General features: G+C 51.0%; 21 protein-coding genes. 7 read left to right on the top strand and 14 right to left on the bottom strand.

Annotated elements, in window-relative coordinates; genetic code table 11:
- Positions 1 to 8: 8 nt before the first annotated feature.
- The 4 genes from HV311_RS11170 (at position 9) to yciH (ending at position 2,747) form a co-directional block, all read left to right on the top strand.
- Positions 9 to 317, top strand: coding sequence for a LapA family protein (locus HV311_RS11170; RefSeq protein ID WP_006684318.1), 309 nt, complete (start codon positions 9 to 11; stop codon positions 315 to 317).
- Between the two features lie 6 nt (positions 318 to 323).
- Positions 324 to 1,493, top strand: coding sequence for a lipopolysaccharide assembly protein LapB (gene lapB, locus HV311_RS11175; RefSeq protein WP_047417273.1), 1,170 nt, complete (start codon positions 324 to 326; stop codon positions 1,491 to 1,493).
- A gap of 189 nt (positions 1,494 to 1,682) precedes the next feature.
- Positions 1,683 to 2,420, top strand: a complete 738-nt coding sequence (gene pyrF, locus HV311_RS11180) for an orotidine-5'-phosphate decarboxylase (RefSeq protein WP_181635472.1) — start codon at positions 1,683 to 1,685, stop codon at positions 2,418 to 2,420.
- Positions 2,421 to 2,747, top strand: a complete 327-nt coding sequence (yciH, locus tag HV311_RS11185; RefSeq protein WP_191221094.1) for a stress response translation initiation inhibitor YciH — start codon at positions 2,421 to 2,423, stop codon at positions 2,745 to 2,747.
- 90 nt (positions 2,748 to 2,837) lie between these two features.
- Here yciH and osmB read toward each other — a convergent pair whose 3' ends face one another.
- From osmB to fabI, 7 genes are all read right to left on the bottom strand, one after another.
- Positions 2,838 to 3,056, bottom strand: a complete 219-nt coding sequence (gene osmB / locus HV311_RS11190) for an osmotically-inducible lipoprotein OsmB (protein ID WP_003020583.1) — start codon at positions 3,054 to 3,056, stop codon at positions 2,838 to 2,840.
- 268 nt (positions 3,057 to 3,324) lie between these two features.
- Complete coding sequence (yciT, locus tag HV311_RS11195) at positions 3,325 to 4,077, bottom strand: DNA-binding transcriptional regulator YciT (RefSeq protein ID WP_016153242.1); 753 nt, start codon at positions 4,075 to 4,077, stop codon at positions 3,325 to 3,327.
- 95 nt (positions 4,078 to 4,172) lie between these two features.
- Positions 4,173 to 4,355, bottom strand: coding sequence for a YciZ family protein (locus HV311_RS11200; RefSeq protein ID WP_016153241.1), 183 nt, complete (start codon positions 4,353 to 4,355; stop codon positions 4,173 to 4,175).
- A gap of 182 nt (positions 4,356 to 4,537) precedes the next feature.
- The gene (gene pdeR / locus HV311_RS11205; protein ID WP_049282554.1) at positions 4,538 to 6,529 is read right to left on the bottom strand and encodes a cyclic di-GMP phosphodiesterase; all 1,992 of its coding nucleotides are present in this window, start codon (positions 6,527 to 6,529) and stop codon (positions 4,538 to 4,540) included.
- A 265-nt stretch (positions 6,530 to 6,794) separates the two neighbouring features.
- Complete coding sequence (locus HV311_RS11210) at positions 6,795 to 8,729, bottom strand: exoribonuclease II (protein WP_181635413.1); 1,935 nt, start codon at positions 8,727 to 8,729, stop codon at positions 6,795 to 6,797.
- 89 nt (positions 8,730 to 8,818) lie between these two features.
- Positions 8,819 to 9,964, bottom strand: coding sequence for a carboxymuconolactone decarboxylase family protein (locus tag HV311_RS11215; protein WP_181635414.1), 1,146 nt, complete (start codon positions 9,962 to 9,964; stop codon positions 8,819 to 8,821).
- Positions 9,965 to 10,163: 199 nt separating this feature from the next.
- Complete coding sequence (gene fabI / locus HV311_RS11220; RefSeq protein WP_016156642.1) at positions 10,164 to 10,952, bottom strand: enoyl-ACP reductase FabI; 789 nt, start codon at positions 10,950 to 10,952, stop codon at positions 10,164 to 10,166.
- A 440-nt stretch (positions 10,953 to 11,392) separates the two neighbouring features.
- On the opposite strand from fabI, the gene HV311_RS11225 reads away from it, so the two are divergent.
- The gene (locus HV311_RS11225) at positions 11,393 to 12,082 is read left to right on the top strand and encodes an EAL domain-containing protein (RefSeq protein ID WP_047500365.1); all 690 of its coding nucleotides are present in this window, start codon (positions 11,393 to 11,395) and stop codon (positions 12,080 to 12,082) included.
- Positions 12,083 to 12,120: 38 nt separating this feature from the next.
- Here HV311_RS11225 and sapF read toward each other — a convergent pair whose 3' ends face one another.
- The 5 genes from sapF to sapA are packed head-to-tail and all read right to left on the bottom strand — an operon-like array spanning position 12,121 to position 17,403.
- Entirely contained in the window at positions 12,121 to 12,927 is an 807-nt protein-coding gene (gene sapF / locus HV311_RS11230) for a peptide ABC transporter ATP-binding protein SapF (protein WP_016153235.1), read from the bottom strand.
- A 1-nt stretch (position 12,928) separates the two neighbouring features.
- Positions 12,929 to 13,921 (bottom strand): peptide ABC transporter ATP-binding protein SapD, encoded by a 993-nt coding sequence (gene sapD / locus HV311_RS11235; protein ID WP_016153234.1) that lies wholly within the window; start codon positions 13,919 to 13,921, stop codon positions 12,929 to 12,931.
- Entirely contained in the window at positions 13,921 to 14,811 is an 891-nt protein-coding gene (gene sapC, locus HV311_RS11240; protein WP_191221095.1) for a peptide ABC transporter permease SapC, read from the bottom strand. Before sapC ends, sapD begins: the two co-directional genes overlap by 1 nt.
- Positions 14,798 to 15,763, bottom strand: coding sequence for a peptide ABC transporter permease SapB (sapB, locus tag HV311_RS11245; protein ID WP_191221096.1), 966 nt, complete (start codon positions 15,761 to 15,763; stop codon positions 14,798 to 14,800). Before sapB ends, sapC begins: the two co-directional genes overlap by 14 nt.
- Complete coding sequence (gene sapA / locus HV311_RS11250) at positions 15,760 to 17,403, bottom strand: ABC transporter substrate-binding protein SapA (protein ID WP_191221097.1); 1,644 nt, start codon at positions 17,401 to 17,403, stop codon at positions 15,760 to 15,762. Before sapA ends, sapB begins: the two co-directional genes overlap by 4 nt.
- A gap of 313 nt (positions 17,404 to 17,716) precedes the next feature.
- Between sapA and HV311_RS11255 the strand changes: the two genes are divergently transcribed.
- Positions 17,717 to 18,040 (top strand): hypothetical protein, encoded by a 324-nt coding sequence (locus tag HV311_RS11255; RefSeq protein ID WP_072161006.1) that lies wholly within the window; start codon positions 17,717 to 17,719, stop codon positions 18,038 to 18,040.
- A gap of 8 nt (positions 18,041 to 18,048) precedes the next feature.
- On the opposite strand, the gene HV311_RS11260 is transcribed toward HV311_RS11255, so the two are convergent.
- Complete coding sequence (locus HV311_RS11260; RefSeq protein WP_191221098.1) at positions 18,049 to 18,693, bottom strand: QnrB family quinolone resistance pentapeptide repeat protein; 645 nt, start codon at positions 18,691 to 18,693, stop codon at positions 18,049 to 18,051.
- A 93-nt stretch (positions 18,694 to 18,786) separates the two neighbouring features.
- Complete coding sequence (pspF, locus tag HV311_RS11265) at positions 18,787 to 19,776, bottom strand: phage shock protein operon transcriptional activator (protein WP_191221099.1); 990 nt, start codon at positions 19,774 to 19,776, stop codon at positions 18,787 to 18,789.
- 155 nt (positions 19,777 to 19,931) lie between these two features.
- Here pspF and pspA point away from each other — a divergent pair, with 155 nt between their 5' ends.
- Entirely contained in the window at positions 19,932 to 20,600 is a 669-nt protein-coding gene (pspA, locus tag HV311_RS11270; RefSeq protein WP_016153228.1) for a phage shock protein PspA, read from the top strand.
- Positions 20,601 to 20,622 lie beyond the last annotated feature (22 nt).

Consider the following 20,622-nt stretch of genomic DNA (forward strand, 5'->3'; position numbering starts at 1 on the left):
GAAGTAATGTGAAATATTTACTCATTTTCTTACTGGTGTTGGCGATTTTTGTTATTTCGGTGACATTGGGTGCGCAAAACGATCAACAGGTTACGTTTAATTACCTGCTGGCTCAGGGTGAGTATCGTATCTCTACGCTGCTTGCTGTATTGTTTGCCGCAGGGTTTGCGATTGGTTGGCTAATTTGCGGCCTTTTCTGGCTGAAGGTTCGTGTGTCTCTTGCGCGCGCCGAACGTAAAATCAAACGACTGGAAAACCAGCTTGCGCCTGCGACCGACGTTGCGGTATCTGCCGATTCGTCGGTTGTGAAGGAATAATTATTTATGTTGGAGTTGTTGTTTCTGCTTTTACCTGTAGCCGCTGCCTATGGGTGGTATATGGGTCGCAGAAGTGCGCAACAAACCAAGCAGGATGAAGCTAACCGTCTTTCTCGTGACTATGTCGCCGGGGTTAACTTCCTCCTGAGCAATCAACAAGATAAAGCGGTGGATCTGTTCCTTGATATGCTAAAAGAGGACACAGGCACCGTTGAGGCTCATCTCACCCTCGGAAACCTGTTCCGCTCTCGCGGTGAAGTCGATCGCGCAATCCGCATCCATCAAACGTTAATGGAAAGTGCCTCGCTGACCTACGAGCAACGTTTGCTGGCCGTGCAACAGCTGGGGCGCGACTACATGGCCGCGGGACTGTACGACCGCGCGGAAGACATGTTCAATCAGCTTACCGATGAAACTGATTTTCGGGTTGGCGCATTACAGCAACTGTTGCAAATTTATCAGGCCACCAGCGAATGGCAAAAAGCCATTGATGTAGCAGAGCGTCTGGTAAAACTCGGCAAAGACAAACAGCGTAATGAGATAGCCCACTTCTACTGCGAACTGGCCTTACAGCAAATGGGTAGCGACGATATGGATCGCGCCATGACGCTGTTGAAAAAAGGCGCGGCGGCAGACAAAAACAGTGCACGGGTATCCATCATGATGGGTCGCGTGTACATGGAAAAAGGTGATTACGCGAAGGCGGTTGAAAGCCTGCAACGGGTCATTTCCCAGGATAAAGAGCTGGTCAGCGAAACGTTGGAAATGCTGCAAAGCTGCTACCAGCATCTGGGGAAAAACGATGAGTGGGCGGAGTTTTTACGTCGGGCCGTTGAGGAAAATACTGGTGCCGCCGCCGAACTGATGCTGGCTGATATTCTTGAGGCGCGTGAGGGGGCTGATACCGCTCAGGTCTATATCACTCGTCAGCTGCAACGTCATCCTACGATGCGCGTGTTCCACAAGCTGATGGATTATCATCTCCACGAAGCCGAAGAAGGGCGTGCCAAAGAGAGCCTGATGGTTCTGCGCGATATGGTCGGAGAGCAGGTACGTAGTAAACCGCGTTACAGCTGCCAGAAGTGCGGTTTTACGGCGTATACGCTGTACTGGCACTGTCCATCCTGCCGTTCATGGTCAACCATTAAGCCCATTCGCGGACTTGATGGGCTGTAATTTTTTAAAAAATCTCATTTTAGTTACAACATACTGTTGGGGTGTAATAGATCCATCCTCAACCTCCGTTGCCGGTTCGCCTGGCAGAAATGTAATCGCGCCTGTTAATTTTCTATTACCGCAGGTAGAATGCACGCCGTTTACCCATTTCGCGCCGCCGTGGGCGCCCATCCTCAAGAAGGTCTGGTCATGACGTTTACTGCTTCATCTTCTTCTCGTGCTGTTACCGATTCTCCTGTCGTTGTCGCTCTCGATTATTCTAATCGTGATAAAGCATTAGCTTTTGTCGACAGAATTGATCCTCGTGATTGCCGTTTGAAAGTGGGCAAAGAGATGTTCACGCTTTTTGGGCCTCAGTTGGTTCGCGATCTACAACAGCGTGGTTTTGACATCTTTCTTGATTTGAAATTTCATGATATTCCCAATACCACCGCGCATGCAGTTGCCGCTGCTGCCGAACTTGGCGTCTGGATGGTTAACGTTCACGCTTCTGGCGGGGTGCGTATGATGACTGCAGCCCGTGAAGCCTTAGTGCCTTTTGGCCAGGACGCGCCGCTGCTGATTGCCGTGACGGTTCTGACCAGTATGGAAGCCAGCGACCTCGCCGATCTCGGCGTGACGTTGTCACCTGCAGATTATGCTGAAAGACTGGCGCGCTTAACCCAGAATTGTGGTCTGGACGGTGTCGTATGCTCAGCTCAGGAAGCGGTGCGATTCAAGCAGGCGTTGGGCCAGGCATTTAAGCTGGTGACGCCGGGGATTCGTCCAGAAGGCAGCGAGGCGGGCGATCAGCGTCGTATTATGACACCGGAACAGGCGCAGTTAGCAGGTGTGGATTACATGGTGATTGGTCGTCCGGTCACCCAGTCGGCCGATCCCGCGCAGACGCTGAAGATGATCAATGCTTCCCTGAAACGAGGTGCGTAAATGAACGACTCAAACTCTCGTCTGGTCTACTCTACCGACTCCGGGCGTATTGATGAACCGAAAACAGCGCCTGAGCGCCCAAAAGGCGATGGCATTGTTCGTATCCAGCGCCAGACCAGTGGTCGCAAAGGGAAGGGCGTGTGCCTGATTACCGGTATTGATCAAGACGATGCCGAACTGACCAAATTAGCCGCAAAACTGAAGAAAAAGTGTGGTTGCGGTGGAGCAGTGAAAGATGGCGTGATTGAAATTCAGGGGGATAAGCGCGACCTGATTAAATCGCTGCTGGAAGCTAAAGGAATGAAAGTTAAACTGGCTGGCGGTTAATAAAAAAGCCACGGAAACTTTCCGTGGCTTTTTAATAATACAGACCTGAAAAAGTAAACGTATTATTATATCGAGCCGTTTAACCGTAGATTATTTACCCACCTGGTGGCCAATAATACCACCTACTGCAGCACCACCCAGCGTACCCAGCGTGCTGCCGTCAGTCAGGACTGCACCACCTATTGCACCTGCACCAGCACCGATTGCGGTGTTACGATCTCGTTTGGACCAGTTAGAGCAGGCACTCAGCGACATTGCCAGAGTAATCGCCAGAATGGCAGCGGTCATTTTTTTGCTCGTTACTAACATAATACTTTCTCCTGAATTATTGATTCACGGAATCCAGTGTTCTTTAAGGATAGCGTCAAATTAAGACTATCGAAGATATTTCCGTGAAACCGTTTAGCGAAGGCATTACAAACACTATCCTGAAGTTGGAGGTTCGTTCCTGTTATATCGCTAACATTAATTTTACGACTTTATCCTGTTAACGACAGGTAAAAAGTCTTAATTGGATTGTCAGATAACTCTCAGAGAGCAGATGATTTGTCTGCTGACAAACCATCTACTGAAGATTTTATGCGTGGGCATCAATGATATTGACGATTAATCCTGAATGTTCGAGCTGCATTTGTACGCTGGCGCTGAGTCTGGAGTCCGTTACTACGCGGCTGAATCGCTCTAATGGACCCAGCGTGTAAGGGTGAATGGCGTCGAATTTTGAGCTGTCGGTCAACACAATAACTTCTGCGCCTTTTTCCAGCACCGCGTTAACCACGTCAGAACGCATCATATCGCGTCCGGTAAAACCGGTATCAGCTTGCCAGCCGTCAATGCCGATAAAGGCCTTACTGAAGTGTACCTGCTGGATAAACTGGCGAGTTAAGGGGCCGACCATGCTCTCACTTTTTTTCTGGTAAATTCCACCGAGAAGTATCACTTCACAGGGCGTTTCTTTGAGCAGATGAGCAATGTAGCTGCTCACGGTGATGATGGTGACATCTTTTTGCTCTGCCAGCGTTCTGGCCAGAAGTGCATTGCTGCTGCCATTCTCAATGAATACGGATTCGCCTGGACTGACCAGAGATGCAGCGAATTCAGCCAGTTCACGTTTCAGAGTGAAATTGGTCATCATGCGCGTTTCAACATCATCGCTGTTCAATGAAACAGCAAAACCGTGGGCTCGGCGTAAGTAACTCTGTTTTTCCAGCGTGTTCAGATCCTGTCGAATCGTCACTTCGGAGACACCGGTGACTTTTGCCAGATCGGCGACGCTCATCTGACCTTTATCGGTCACCATCTGCAAAATAGATTGTTGTCGGGAATTCATAGTATTAATTTTATTGCGATATCGTATCGGAAATTAAACGGAAACTGCATTCTCTGCAGTTTGCTGATAGCAGCGACATCAAAAGATCACTGTCATCAGATCTCCCATGGTGCCTTCTGCTTTTTCGCCAAAGATTCGGCATCTTCTTTGACCGTGTTTAACAGTTCAGCTTTCAAAATTTCAAGATTGTGGATGGCTGAGTGGTAATCACCTGCAACGAGGATATCCAGCACGGTATCAATACGTTCGGCCAGACGCTGAGCGTCGATATCAGACATGGTCGTCATCCTAATGGCAATAGAGTTTGAATTTCATGATGCAGAATTTCATGGCAAAAGAGAAGGGAAAAATAGTATTAACCTGAACGATTGAAGAATATTATATATTCTGTGATTACATGCGGATAGCGTCGTCATGTAATGTCCATTTATGGCTATTTATCGCCTTCATTCTCTCTGCATTAGCGCAGTTTTTTACTCAGGTGGCGGCGATACCAACGTTCAAATGCGGCGGCTGGCATTGGTTTGGCGAATAAAAACCCCTGACGCTCATTGACGCCATTTTTGGTCAGAAACGCATCCTCTTTCGCGCTTTCCACGCCTTCGGCGATGACCTGCAGGTTGAGCGCCTGTGCTACCGCAACTATGGCCCGTACCAGCGATTGTGAAATAGGTTGTTTGTGGATCTCTCTGACAAAGGTCTGATCCAGTTTAATGGCATCTAGCGGGAAGCGGGCCAGTTGAGACAGCGACGAATAACCGGTACCAAAATCATCCAAATGGATTTGCGCTCCTAACTGGCTAAACTGCTGAATGACTGACAACGCCAGTTGCTCATTTTCTATCAAACTGCTTTCCGTTAATTCAACATCGATGGGGCAATACTCAAAGTTGAGCTCGTGAAGCACCTGCTTAAGTGCGGTAAACAGCGTCTGGTCGGCGAGCTGGCGGGCAGAAACGTTTACCGCCACGCGCAGGTTTATTCCCTTGTCGCGCCATTTCGCGACCTGGCGCACAACGTCGAGAATAACCCAACGCCCCAGCGGGACGATGAGCCCCGATTCTTCGGCGTAGGAGATAAACTCCAGCGGTGGAATGAGGCCGCGTTCCGGAGATTGCCAGCGAACCAGCGCCTCCAGGCTGCGCACTTCACCGCGCCAAGTTATCTTTGGCTGATAATGGATAACCAGTTGATCGTTATCCAGCGCCTTACGCAGATTAGTATCCAGCCACAGATATTCAAATACTCGCTGATTCATTTCCGGAGAAAAAACACAAAACTGCCCACGGCCACCTTCTTTCGCGGTGTACATGGCTGTATCCGCGTTACGAATGACGCTCTCGCAGTCCTGACCATGCTGAGGCGCGAGGGATATACCAATAGAGCATCCGGTATAGACTTCAATCAGACCGATGCGGAAGGGCTGGCGCAGGCGCGTCAGAATGCGTGATGCGGTGGCTTCCAGTGTGCCCTGGGATGTTTCGGTGGCAAGAACAATGAATTCATCGCCGCCAAATCGCGCCAGGATCTGGTTGTCTTCGAGGCAACTGAGGATTGCCAGCGACACGCTTTGTAGTAGCTGATCGCCAAACATATGCCCGTAGGCATCGTTTACCTTTTTGAAGTTATCCAGATCGAGGTACGCAATACCGACCTGCGTATCGCCCGCGTTCTCAATCGCATTGCTGATCAGTTCATGAATTGCGTTGCGGTTTGGTAATCCTGTGATGGAGTCGGTATTCGCCAACACCCGCAGTCGTTCCTGCGCGCGGCGTTCTTCAGTGATATCGGTCCCGGAACAGATCAGAAAAATTTCGTTTTTGCCGCTACCGTTATGCACAAATTTATTGCGAAACAGAAACAGACGCTGGCCTTTGCAGGTCTTGACCCAGCGTTCAACCTCATACGAGTTACCTTCGCGAAAAAAGACCTCAATATTGCGCCGTGAAGCCGCTGCTTCACGACGGCTCATAAATAATGTGAATACACTTTGACCAATGACTTCACGTTCTTTGAGGCCGGTGTACTCTTCGCACAGGCGATTAAACCGCTGAATGTTGCCCATGCGGTCAAGAATGACAATAACGGAATTGGCTTCGGAAACGACTTGTTCGGCAAAAGAGAGGCCGTGGGCCAGATCGCGGGCGACGGAGGGGGTGTCATCCCAGGCGGATGCGCTACCAGCCCATTCGCGCTTATTGATTTTTCGACCGACCAGATGCACGGGAATGTCGTCATCTTCAATGGGCAACGTCATTAACAGACTTGACGTGATCACCGTCATCTCGCGAATGCGATCGGCTTGTTCAGGTAATAATTCGATGGTCTGATCAGCTTCTGACGCTTCGTCGATAGAGAAATGCAGGATGTTGCAATCCTCTGACAAACGCCAGTAGGGGTTATGAGTGCCCACATAGCTATACAACGTAACCAGCTCCCGGACGTCTTTCATCATGTGTACTATCCCGTTTAAAGCGCATAGAGCCTCAAAAGTATGGGTAGCCATGATTCATTCGTGGTGATTATGGCTGAACGTATTGTTTTTTTTATATATTTATGTTTAATCCAGAATCCGTAAAAAGCAAAGCCAGCGGAACTGAAAAAAGTAAAAAAATAAAATTGACCGAATGAAAGAAGTGTAGTGCGGTGGTGGGAATTTGGGCGGGAAAAAGAAACGACCTTTCACAAAATGAGAAAGGTCGCTGGATTGATACGTGTTACGCGGCTGGACGCGCGATAACGCTGCGGGTTTCCATGCGAACTTCGGCGATGGTTACGTCAATCACATCCGTGACTTTGTAAACCACTTCACCTTTGATTTGCACCGTGCCGCTTTCCTGGCTGCATACCAGCTCGTCCCGAACGGCGTGCAGGAATGGGGCAGGAATAAATGCGACTGCGCCATTATCAACTAAACGTACGCGCATACCGCCGCGGCTGACGTCAATTATCTCGGCCGCAAAGCGGGTATCGGTCCCGGCTTTGTCACTCAGGAAACGGGCGTATAACCAGTCGCCCACATCACGCTCAGCCATCCGGTTCAGGCGACGACGTTCCGCCATTTGCACCGTGGTATCATCCCCAGGGCGGGTAATGGTTTCACCTTTGATGACGGCCTTAAGCAGGCGGTGGTTAATCATATCGCCATATTTACGAATAGGAGAGGTCCAGGTGGCATAAGCCTCCAGACCCAGCCCAAAGTGCGGCCCTGGCTCGATACTGATTTCAGCGTAAGACTGGAAGCGGCGAATTCGGCTGTCGAGGAAACCAGAAGGCTGCGCATCCAGCTCGCGGCGCAGTTTGCAGAAACCTTCCAGCGTCAGGACTTCCTCGGCATCAACGTGCATACCATGGGTTTTTAGCAGCGCGGCCAGAGCGTCGGCGTTGGCCGGGTCGAATCCCATATGGACGTTATAAATACCGAAGCCGAGCTTGTCGCGAAGCACGCGGGCGGCGCAAATGTTTGCCGCAATCATGGATTCTTCCACGATTCGGTTTGCGATGCGGCGTGGCTCAGCGACGATGTCCAGGACTTCACCTTTTTCACCAAGAACAAAACGGTAATCCGGGCGATCTTTAAATACCAGAGCATGGTTATGACGCCATTCACCGCGGCTCAGGCAAATACGGTGTAGCAGACGGATTTGTTCAGCAATCGCGTCATTTGCAGGCTGCCAGTCACCGGCACCTTCCAGCCAGTCGGAGACGTTGTCGTAGACCAGCTTCGCTTTCGACTCAATCGTCGCTGCGAAGAAGGTGATGTTGTCTTCAATCGCGCCATCCGCGGCGATGGTCATACGACAAGCCAGAACCGGACGCACTTCGTTCGCGCGTAAAGAGCACAGATCGTCAGACAGTTCGCGTGGTAGCATCGGGATATTGAACCCCGGCAGATAGTTAGTAAACGCGCGAATTTTTGCCGTTTTATCCAGCTTGCTGCCTTCTGCAATCCAGGCCGTAGGGTCAGCAATGGCGACAGTTAATTGCAGTTTGCCGTCGGCCAGCTCTTCAGCATACAGCGCATCGTCCATATCTTCGGTGCTGGCGCTGTCGATGGTGACAAAGTTGAGGGCGGTTAAGTCCTGACGAACCAGACCTTCATCCAGCATCTCAGTTGCCACACCGTCCGGCGCTTCTTTTTCGAGATTATGGCGTGCCAGCGTGACCCACCACGGGACAAAGTGGTCATCAGCAAAAGTGATAAATTGGGTTAACTCGGCATAGAAGGTGCGATCGCCTTTCAGCGGGTGGCGGCGCATTTCAGCGACGGCCCAGTCACCTTCTTTAAAGTCGTGCTCAACGCCGCGGGCGGCACGGCAAGGGATCGCTTCTTTCAGTAACGGATGATCCGGCACAATGGACAGACGATCATTTTTGCCCTGAACTTTACCCACGAAGCGCGTCAGGAAGGGTTCGATCAGTTCTTCCGGCTCGGCAGATTCACGATCTTTTTCTGTATGGATAACCGCAACAATGCGGTCGCCATGCATCACTTTTTTCATCTGCGGCGGTGGAATGAAATAGCTTTTTTGTGCATCGACTTCCAGGAAGCCAAAGCCTTTTTCCGTGGCTTTTACCACCCCTTCAGCACGTGGCGTCTGGGAATGCAGTTGCTGTTTAAGCTGCGCTAGCAGCGGGTTGTCCTGAAGCATAATTGTCTATTTTCGTGGCTAAAAGAGCGGCTGACAGTTTTACGCGATTCTCTCAGTTGCGGCAAGCGCTCTTTCAGTAAGTGGATCGGTTAATAAGTCTCGCCCAGCGCGATTTTCAAGCGATTCAACCATCCGCACAATCCGCTCCAGGCCAGCAGGTTAATCGCTTGTTCAGAAGAGATGCCCTGATCGAACAAAGGGGTTAACAGCGCGGCGCTAAAACGGTCGGGCGCTCGGGTTAACCATTGTACCGCCTGCAGGGTGACGCGCTCAACCGGATGTCGCTGTTCCCAACGCTGTAATTCACGTTCCTCCTGGCGAAGCAGGGCGATAACGTTGGCTAATTCATTGGCTGTATGTGCCTGTTCATTAAAGCAGGCCACGCTGCCGTTAATCCGTGACGTCATTAGCGCCGCCAGTGAAAATGCCCGCACCGGCACAGCGCTGCGCCGGGTACTGGAAATCAGTGTCGTGAATAAATCCAAAATGACTGGTGAATGAATCAGTAATGGCACCAACGCTTGCAGTTCATCGGGAAAATGTCTGGCCGTCGTCTCGTCCTGATCAGGATATTTTTCGATTGGGAATGGCGCAGCGTGCCAGGTAGCGTTTGTTGCACTAAATGACGAAGCGTGAGCGAATTGCTGTATATCCAGCACCGGTATTCGGCGTACCGGATGTCCAAACCAGGCCTGAAACAGGGCCACGGTCCGGGCCTGAAAACCGACGAAGCCGATAATTTGATTCATCAAAATACTATCGCTGGTGGTCAGCCCGACCGCATCCAGATGCTGGCGATCGCGTGCGCCTATCACGTCAGGAGAGCTGGCAAGTTGGCGAGCATATTGGGTAATTTGCGCCAGCCGATGGTTACTTTCCCGTGACGAGTCAGGACCAGGAAGCGGTGTTAACCGCGCGGCATAGTGATTGCACAATCGCTGGACGCCATACACCTGAGCGACGGTAAGCGCCGTACTCATCCGTTCATAGGCGCTGAATGTGTGCATCTGATTCAGGTTTACGTGAACCGGGAAGAGAACCTGGGCAAGTTTACGGGCAGGGATTAACCAGGATTGAAAAGGCAAAAGGGCGTCATCAGGTATCGCCAGATCCAGTAAAAAGCAGTCGTCGACATGAGCGGCTTCCGGCACCAGCGGCAGAATATCTTGCGGATGCTTGCTGGATTGCGTCTCATGATACCAGTGGCTTTTGCCTTCAATTCGGCGTTGTTCCATGGGCGGTCCTTGGTCTAAAAAGTGGCGACCCGGACACGTCGTCTACTACTACGCCGGATCGTTTGCGCTGCAATATCCTGACGTAAGCAGAAGAGGGGATGAAAGATTGTTCCGTGATAATAAATATCAGAAAAGCATATATGGCGACGGGCAGAGGAGAGTCATGGGCGGGGCAAGACCGCCCATAGAAGACTTACGATTATTTCAGTTCCAGCTCGTTCATTGCCGCGATACTGAAGCCACCATCGACGTGAACGACTTCACCCGAGATGCCGGCAGCGAGATCGGAACACAAAAATGCTGCGGAGTTACCCACATCTTCAATGGTTACAGTGCGGCGAATCGGCGTAACCGCTTCACAATGCGCCAGCATTTTACGGAAATCTTTAATGCCGGAAGCGGCGAGTGTACGGATAGGACCGGCGGAAATAGCGTTCACACGCACGCCTTCAGGACCCATCGCATTAGCCATATAGCGGACGTTCGCTTCCAGTGAGGCTTTTGCCAGGCCCATCACGTTGTAGTTAGGGATGGCGCGCTCTGCGCCCAGATAGGATAGCGTCAGCAGCGCTGAGCCTGGGTTCAGCATGGAACGGCAGGCTTTTGCCATCGCCACAAAGCTGTAAGCACTGATGTCATGAGCAATTTTGAAGCCTTCGCGGGTGACTGCATTCACATAGTCGCCATCCAGTTGGTCTGCGGGCGCAAAACCAATGGAGTGCACGAAACCGTCGAATTTCGGCCAGGCTTTGCCCAGTTCGGTAAACAGTGCATCAATGCTGGCGTCTTCCGCCACATCACACTGCAGTACGATGCTGGAACCCAGTTGAGCTGCAAATTCTTCGACGCGGCCTTTTAGTTTGTCATTCTGGTAGGTGAACGCCAGTTCAGCCCCTTCGCGATGCATGGCCTGAGCGATACCCCAGGCGATGGACAGTTTGCTGGCAAGACCCGTTACCAGAATGCGCTTACCGGAAAGAAAACCCATAGCTTTAATCCTTATGGTCATTGCTTATTTTTAGCAATCAATGAGTTATGATCACAATTTGAAGGTGGTTCGAAATGGGGCAGCAATTATATCCCACTCTTTGTGCCTTGTAGAATAGTTATCATCCCTTACTGATAATCACTTTTCATTACACATGAGGGTTATAACACTTCGCTGGTTAAGTCTCATTCATTCTGCGAAGCGCGGGGGGATGGAGAAAATACAAGGCTTTAAAGGCATCTCAATGGTATTATTAACTGCTAGCTTATGTTTTAAAACATAGCAATGTAGGAACTTTCTTAAAACAAAAAATATGACCGTATTCAGTTCGTTATGATATATTGTTTTTATCGATCGATATTGATTCATTGATCGATATTATTGATTGATTGTGATTAAAAGTGCATTATCAGGAAGTTATGATCAATTGGAGTGGTCTTATGCACTATCATTTCATCGCGGAACCGATGAGAGACACAACTGATACGTTACTGGGTGTTGAGATGAGCGTCCGGTTTGCTTCAGATACGGTTTCGCCGATACATCCAGAGTTCATCATTTCAGCGTGGAATAGCGAACAAAAACGTAATTTCATGCTCGAGCAAATTCGATTAATTGCCGAAAAGCGTAATTGGTTTGAGAGCCACAACCTTTTCTGTACTCTGAACCTCATTGATGAAATGGCGCTGCTGGCAATTGGCGACCCGAGCGTCAAATCGGCGCTACATGCCATGCCTTTTGTCGCACTAGAACTTTCAGAGCGTTTTCTGACGAATACCGTATGTCTGAATAATCTGCTGATTAATTCACTTTGCGACGGTCCAAACGCATTATGGCTGGGCGATCTGGGCTCCGGCAGCATTGGGGCCAGTCCGCTGGTTTGCGGTCGTTTTGATGTTGTGAAGTTGGATCGTGGTTTTTTCCTGGATCAGGCTGAAAAACCGATGTTCCCGGTGCTAATTAAAAACATCCGCGAATATTGCGACCGCATTGCGGTGGAGGGCGTGGAAACCAAACAGCTTATCGACGAAGTAGGCGCGGCTGGTGTTTGGGTGATGCAGGGATCCCTTTTCCCTTCGGTCGCGTTTAGCGAGGTTGATACACTGCTCTTACCAAATGTTTGTCACTGATTGCAAAATTGCCCTCCGGTTGAGGAGGGCTGCATCTGCTAGCGATCTTTACGCCACGCGTCAGCGGTTAGCGCTTCGCCGAAATGGCCGGCAATCAGGCGACGGGTCAGCTCATGCAACGGCGAGGCCAGAACATCTGCTGTACTGCCGCGTTCAACCACTTCACCCTGGTGCATGACTAATACCTGATCGCTGATGTGCTTCATCATGCCGATGTGCTGAGTCACATAGATATATGAAATCCCCTGTTTTTCCTGTAATTCCAGCATCAGATTGATGAGCTGCGAACGCATCGACATGTCCAGAGAGGCCAGGGCTTCGTCGGCGATAATGACTTTGGGTCGCAAAATGAGCGCTCGGGCAAGGCCCAGACGCTGTTTTTGTCCCGGAGCCAGCATATGCGGGTAATAACTCACATGGTCAGGCAACAGACCGACCATGCGCATGGTCTCGATGATCTGTTTGCGGCGCTGTTCAGGCTCGAGGTCGGTGTTCAGACGTAGCGGAAAATCGAGGATCTGCGAAATACGTTGCCGTGGGTTAAGCGACGTTGACGGATCCTGGAAAATCATACGGATACGCTGACTACGGAATGAATAATCACCATATTTTAACGGGTGATCGTCAATCAGCAGCTCACCGCTGGTAGGCTCAATCATACCGGCCAGCATCTTCGCCAGCGTAGATTTACCGGAACCATTTTCACCTATAACGGCGAGCGTCTGACGCTCGCGCAGGGTAAAGCTCAGGGGTTTAACGGCCTCAACGGTCTGACGGCGGAATAAGCCCGTCCGGTAGCGAAAGGTTTTGCTCAGATTACGAACTTCGAGCAGGGTTTCTACCATCTCACTCTCTCTCCATGTTCAGCGGGAAATGACAGGCGTAGAGATGATTCTTTGCTCCGGTCAGTCTTGGGGTTTCGATACATTCGCGCTGAGCATAAGGGCAGCGCGGCCCCAGACGACAGCCGATAGGTAATTGTTCCAGCAATGGAATGGCTCCTGGCATGGTATTCAGGCGGCTTTTGTGCGGCATTGCGCTACCAAAATCAGGAATGGCGCGAATCAACGCTTGGGTATAAGGATGATGCGGAATAGTCACCAGCTCTTTACTAGGCGCAGTTTCCACCGTTTGCCCACAGTACATCACGTTAATTTTGTCAGCCCACTGGCTGAGCATTTGCAGGTCATGGCTGATCAACAAAATGGTGGTATTGCTGTTTTGGTTCAGCCGGGTCAGCAGGCGGAAAATTTGCGCCTGAGTGGTTGGCTCCATCGCGTTCGTTGGTTCGTCGGCAATCAGTAAACGCGGCTGATTAGCCAGGGCGATTGCGATCATCACCTTCTGGCATTCGCCGTCGGTCAGCTCATACGGGAAGCTGCGCATCGCATCTTTATGATCTTTTATCCCGACGCGGTGCAGGAGTTCAATCGCGCGGCGTTTACGCCAGCCGATACGCTGCCACCAGCGGCCTTTATAAGTCCATGCCGGAATATTTTGCATCAGTTGTCGTCCAATGCGCTCAGACGGATCGAGACACGATTGCGGTTCCTGAAAGATCATGGAAACGTTATGGCCGACCAGCTTGCGTCGTTCACGCGCGGAAAGGCGCAACAGATCGATATCATCAAAGCGCATGCGGTCTGCGGTTACGCGCCAGTTATCTTTAGCGACGCCGCAAATGGCCTTGGCGATCAGGCTCTTGCCCGATCCAGACTCGCCAACCAGTCCGCGGATTTCACCTTCATTGAGGGTCATGCTGACGCGGTCAACCGCCTTCACCCAGTCGTCGCCGGTTCTGAATTCAATGGTCAGGTTGCGGATATCCAGTAATGGCATTATTCCACCCCCGCAATAATTGCCCGGCGCACGCCATCACCCAGCAGGTTAACCAGCAGCACGCTTATCATAATCGCCGCACCTGGCAGCATAACCGTCCACGGTGCGACATAAATCAGCTCCAGCGCGTCGCCAAGCATGGCTCCCCATTCTGGTGACGGCAACTGTGCGCCAAGGTCGAGAAAACCCAGCGCGGCGATGTCCAGAATCGCCATCGACAGCGCACGGGTGATTTCAGTGATAAGTCCGGCGGTAATATTGGGCAGAACGGCAAACCACAGGATATTGAGCGTGGTTGCGCCGTCCAGGCGAGCGGCGATAACGTACTCTTTTTCCAGCTCGTCATGCACCATGCTGTAGACGGAGCGTACCATGCGCGGCAGCAGCGCCAGCCAGACGGCAAACATCGCGTGTGTCAGATGCGGTCCGGCAAAGGCCACCACAATAATCGCCAACAGCAGCGAAGGGATCGAGAGCAGGGTGTCCAGAATGTGGTTCAGCACCGCGGAGCGTAAACCGTGCGTCGCGCCGGCAACCACGCCCAGGAACAGGCCACATAGTGTGGCGGCGAGGGTGACGACAAACGCGCCGCCAACGGTTGGGGCCGCGCCGCTGAGCAGGCGACTTAGCACGTCACGCCCGAGATCGTCAGTTCCGAGGAAAAATGAGACTTCGCCATAGCGCGACCATGACGGCGGTAAAAGCTGATAGCCGAGAAATTGCTGGTCGATGCCATAAGGGGCAAACCAACCACCAAAAATACACAGAATCGCCAATCCTGCGCAGCCATACAGGCCGATCATCGCAGTCGCATCGCCGTAAAAATTGCGCCATGCGGTGCGCAGCGTACCCGGCGGACGCTTTTCGCTGTAGACGCTATCGTAAGGCATACCATTCCTTATGTTTCAGAGGGTTAGCCATAGCACCCAAAATATCAGAGATGACGTTAACGATGATAACCAGTGAGCCAATCACCATGACGCCCGCCGAAATTGCCGCGTAATCCTGTTGGCGAATTGCGTTAATCAACCAACGGCCAAGACCTGGCCAGCTAAAGACCATCTCGGTGATCATCGCCAGCGTCAGCATGGTGGAAAACTGTAAACCCAGACGCGGGATCACCGGCGGAAGGGCGTTGTGCAGAACGTGACGGCGCAGAATGGTTAAGCGTGACAGACCGCGCGTGGCGGCCGCTTTAACATAGTTTTGATCAAAGACCTCAATGGTGCTGATTCGCATCAGGCGAATAACTTCCGTGGTAGGGGCGACGGAAAGCGTCAACACCGGAAGCACCATGTGACGGATTGCGCTGACCAGCATTTCATCGCGCCAGGGCGAGTCGGAGATCCACGCATCAATAATGGCAAATCCGGTAACGGGCTTCACTTCATAGAGAAGATCAAAGCGTCCCGAAACGGGAAGCCAGCCGAGAGTCAGTGAGAAGAGCAACGTCAGCAACAGCGCCAGCCAAAAAACCGGAATGGAAAAGCCCATCAACGCTAAGGCGCTGATGCAGCAGTCCTGCCATTTGTTCCGCGTGATCCCTGCCAGCATACCAACGGGGATCCCAACCATCAGCGCAAAACCAAAGGCCAGAATGCACAGTTCCATCGTCGCCGGGAACACCTCCTTCAACTGTTCTGAAATCAACTGGCCGTTAATACTGGATACACCAAAATCCCAGTGAATGAGGCCATTGAACCAGAATACCCAGGCGTTCCACAGCGATGCACCCTGTAACGGCGCATGAGGCGTGAAGTAGCTCAGGCTGAATCCAATAAAGGTCAGGAAGAAGAGGGTGACCAGCAGCAATAAAAAACGACGCAGGGTGAAGATAATCATGGCTTTTTCACCTCATCTTTCTTTTCCCTGAAAACCCCGGCAAAAGATGCATTGCCGAACGGACTCAGCACCAGTCCTTTGATATCGTAACGATAAGCCTGCAGACGCAGTGAAGAGGCCAGCGGCAGGATCGGTAACTCTTTCGCGAGAATATTTTGCGCTTCGTCATAGGCATCAATTCGCGATGAGAGTTGCTGCGAAGAGAGGGCCTTGCGCAGAACGCTGTCAAATTCCGGATTACACCAGTGGGCGAAGTTAGTCTGCGAGTTGATGGCGGCGCAGCTTAGCAACGGTCGGAAAAAACTGTCAGGATCGTTACTGTCCGTCGCCCAACCGGATAACGTTAGATCATGGTTCATATCCATTAATCGCGCCTCCTGAAAACGACCTTCTACCGGAATGATTTTAACTTTCACACCCACCTGAGCCATGTCAGCCTGAATCAGCTCGGCGGTTTTCAGTGGACTGGGGTTCCAGGCCTGAGAACTGGTGGGTACCCAAAGCTGTAATGTCAGGTTCTCCAGCCCCAGTGCTTTTAACTGCTCGCGCGATTTTGCCGGATTGTACTCTGTAATTTTAGCTTCGTTGTCATAAGCCCACGAGGCGCGAGGCAAAATAGATGCTGCGGTTTCCGCCGTCCCGTAGTAGATGGACTGCATCAGCCGTTGGTTATTAATGGCCAGCGCCAGCGCATGCCGCACGGCGGGATTATCCATCGGTGGTTTATTGGTGTTGAATGCCAGATAGGCGATGTTCATCCCCGGGCGCAGGGTCAGACGCAGGCGCGGGTCATCACGCAAAATGCTGAGCTGACTGGCGGCAGGCCAGGCCAGAACATCACACTCACCGGTCAGGAGTTTCGATAGACGTCCGGTGCCGCCAGAGCCGAGGTCCACAACCACCTGCGGCATCAGAGGAGTACCACGCCAGAATTTTTCATGGCGCTGCAGTCGAACATATTGCCCTGCGCGATTCTCCGAAAGCTGGTACGGTCCGGTGCCGACGGGTTGTCTGTCGAGCAGTTCCTGGCGATCCTGTTTTGCCAATTTAGCCGCATATTCTGCTGACATCACGGAGGCATAATGCGTGGCGAGGTGCCACATGAAGGAGGCGTCGGGCTGAGTTAAGCGGAACTCAACGGTGTTGTTGTCCAGCTTGCGTACGCTTTGGACGTTATCGGCGAACTGTAGGCTGTCGAAGTAGGGGAAACTGCTACCGTTTACATTGTGCCACGGATGCTGGCGATCAAAGATGCGCTCGAAGGTAAACACCACGTCGTCCGCATTCAGTTTGCGGGTGGGGGTGAACCAGGCCGTCTTCTGAAACTGGACGTCACGACGCAGATGGAAGCGGTAGGTTGCGCCGTTATCCAGCACCTCCCAGCTTTCAGCCAGCTCAGGCACCAGTCGATAGGTGTACGGATCGACATCGAGCAGTCGGTCATACAGCTGGGCTGCCAGGGTGTCGACGATAAGACCGCTGCTCGCTTTTTGCGGGTTGAACGTATTGACCTGCCCGCTAACGCAATAGACAAAGCCGCTGTCACGAATATCAGCATGCGAAGCCTGTTCAGGCGCGGCAGCAGCCTGACCACTCAGAAATCCAGCCATCACGATCAGAGATGATAAAACCAGGCGCATAATTTTAAAGGATTATAAATAAAGAGGCTATCTTACTAATATTTAATGACATTTGCCATTACCGTTTGTGTTTGGGGGCCGCACAGGTGATAACCGCGAATTCAACATCGCGACAGGGTCACCCTTCATACCCGCTATCCACTTTGAATTTACTCTGTTAACTATCTTAGCATTTTCATGACCCATCTGACTCGTTATAAACGCGGTGCAGGATGTGGACAGTTGGCGTAATTTGTTACGGTTTCCTCGCTGTGACAAAATGCATAAGCGATTACAATGCGTTAGTGTACGAATCAAAGGGAATATTTAATAAATGAGCAACTTAGCGGATTACGTCAATGCTATAAAAATAGGCAAAAATGTTATTTGTATTGAGGATGTCAGTAAACGGGATGACATGGCTGAAGTTGAGATTATAAATAAGACATGGCTTCATGATTCGGGAGTGGTTATTCGTTGTTCTCGCGAAAATGAATTGGTTATATATCCATCAAATTCCTGTCCAGAATGCAGCATTAGATGGCATGTCGTTGATGCGGCAGGTCAGGATATTCGTCCACTGGAGAAAACATTTCACAATGCTTGCCAGGAGTCGTACTGGTTAAAAGTAAATCGTCAAACGCATCTCCCGGTGTAAACGCTGAGCTAACCAATCACAGCGATGCCAAGCCGCTCCATGAGCAACGATGCCTGGTAGTTGTCTAACTTAACGCCTTGTAAATCAACACCCCGAATATCTAAGTCACCTAACTCCGAATTGGTCAGATCGCAATGTGTGAAGTTTGCTGCTCGCCAGTCGAAAGTCGAAAACTCGCCACCGGAGAGATCTGAACCACTAAACGTCGCACCCAGTACCTGAGTCCCCATCCAGCGGTTTTCCCATAGCTCACACTTTTCCAACACGACTTTCGAAAAATTGGCGTAGCTTAGATTGGTATTAGTGATATATGCGCTGCAAAACCAGGTGCGCATGGTGATCATATTCATAAAGCTTGCACCGCGGAAATCTGCGCCTTGTGCGCGGCAGTGGCGAATTTCAATGCCCAATGCGCTGACGTTGCGGAAATCTGCCATTGATAAATCACAGCTTTTGAAAATGGCATCTCTCAGCATTGCGCGACTAAAATTGCATCCTTTCTGACTTTCGCGATCATAAAACTGGCAGCCGATAAATTCAGTGCCGCTCAGGTCGGCACCTGAAAAATCGCAGTTAAAAAATGTACTATTTTCAACTTTCTCACCAGTGAAGCGATTTCTGTCAATTTTTTCGCCAACTAATCCCAGAGTCATATCTATGCCTGTGTTTTTATACAGTAGTGACGCCATGGTAAACCTTATGACGTTATGCGTCAAACCCGCCAGTATGACACCTGCAAATGCGTATTAGATCTGGTGTTTCTTAAGCAACGCGCGTAGCTGATGGTAAGTCAGACCCAGTAATTCAGCGGCTTTTTTCTGATTAAATTTTGCCTGCTGCAAACTGGTTTGTAGAAAGTCTTTCTCTTGTTGCTGCTGGAATTCACGCAGATCCAGCGGTAATGCTACAGATGTCTGCTTTGGTGGTGCTGCCTGTAGCTGCGCAACATGGCGGCGGAAGGGGTCAATGATGATCTCATCCAGCGGGTAATCGCTGGTACCGTGCCGGTAAACGGAGCGCTCCACGACGTTTTTCAGTTCACGAATATTACCCGGCCAACGGTAATGGAGGAGGGTTTCTCTGGCCTCGGCGCTAAATCCCGGAAAAAGCGGTAACCCGATCTCGCGGCACATCTGAATGGCAAAGTGTTCGGCCATTAACATGATGTCGCTTTGCCGCTCGCGTAGTGGGGGAAGTTGCACCACGTCAAAGGCCAGACGATCCAGCAGGTCTGCGCGGAAAGTGCCTTCGCTGACCATACGTGGCAGGTCGGCATTGGTCGCGCAGACCAGTCGCACGTTAACCTGCAATGGCTGGCTGCCGCCGACGCGTTCCAGCTCGCCATACTCAATTACGCGCAGCAGTTTTTCCTGTACCAACATTGGCGCGGTCGCCAGTTCATCAAGAAACAGCGTGCCGCCGTCGGCGCGTTCGAAACGTCCTGGATGGCGTTTTTGTGCACCGGTAAATGCACCGGCTTCGTGACCAAACAGTTCGGAATCAAGTAAGTTCTCGTTGAGGGCCGCGCAGTTAAGCGAAATAAATGGGCCCTGCCAACGGCTGGAGAGGTAGTGCAGGCGGTTGGCAATAAGCTCTTTCCCCGTACCTCGCTCACCGATAACCAGTACAGGTTTATCCAGCGGCGCCAGATGAGAAACCTGTTCCAGCACTTCAATAAAGCTGTTCGCTTCGCCCAGAATATTGTCTTTGTATCCTGCCATGATGAAATTCACCACTTGTTAGTGTTATTCACCAATTTACCCTAATTCTCCCGTCAGGTAAAATTAGACATTTACATTAAAATCAATTGGTTAAAAAATTGGCACGCCAAGTGCATTACGAAAACAGCAGGGCATAGCCCGATATCAGAACAGTAAGTGAGGATTACATTATGGGTATTTTTTCTCGTTTTGCCGACATCGTGAACGCCAACATTAATGCGTTGCTGGAAAAGGCTGAAGATCCGCAAAAACTGGTGCGGTTAATGATCCAGGAAATGGAAGACACGCTGGTTGAGGTGCGCTCAAACTCCGCACGCGCTCTGGCAGAAAAGAAACAATTATCTCGCCGTATCGAACTGGCCAGCGCACAACAGGCAGAGTGGCAAGAAAAAGCCGAGCTGGCGCTGCGTAAAGAGAAAGAAGATTTGGCGCGTTCTGCTTTAATCGAAAAACAGAAACTGACTGATCTGATTGCTTCTCTGGAGCATGAGGTGACGCTGGTTGACGATACGCTGGCGCGAATGAAAAAAGAGATCGGTGAGCTGGAAAATAAACTCAGTGAAACCCGTGCTCGTCAGCAGGCATTGATGCTGCGCCATCAGGCTGCGAGCTCTTCGCGTGATGTTCGTCGTCAACTGGACAGCGGTAAGCTGGATGAAGCGATGGCACGCTTTGAATCTTTCGAGCGTCGTATCGATCAGATGGAAGCTGAGGCTGAAAGCCATAACTTCGGTAAACAGCAGTCTCTGGATCAGCAATTTGCTGACCTGAAAGCAGATGATGAAATCAGCGAGCAGCTGGCGCAACTTAAAGCCAAAATGCAGCAAGATAAGCAATAATAACATCTGGCGGCGCCCGAAC

It is taken from the genome of Citrobacter sp. RHBSTW-00881, assembly GCF_013728515.1.
GTDB classification, from domain to species: Bacteria; Pseudomonadota; Gammaproteobacteria; order Enterobacterales; family Enterobacteriaceae; genus Citrobacter; species Citrobacter braakii.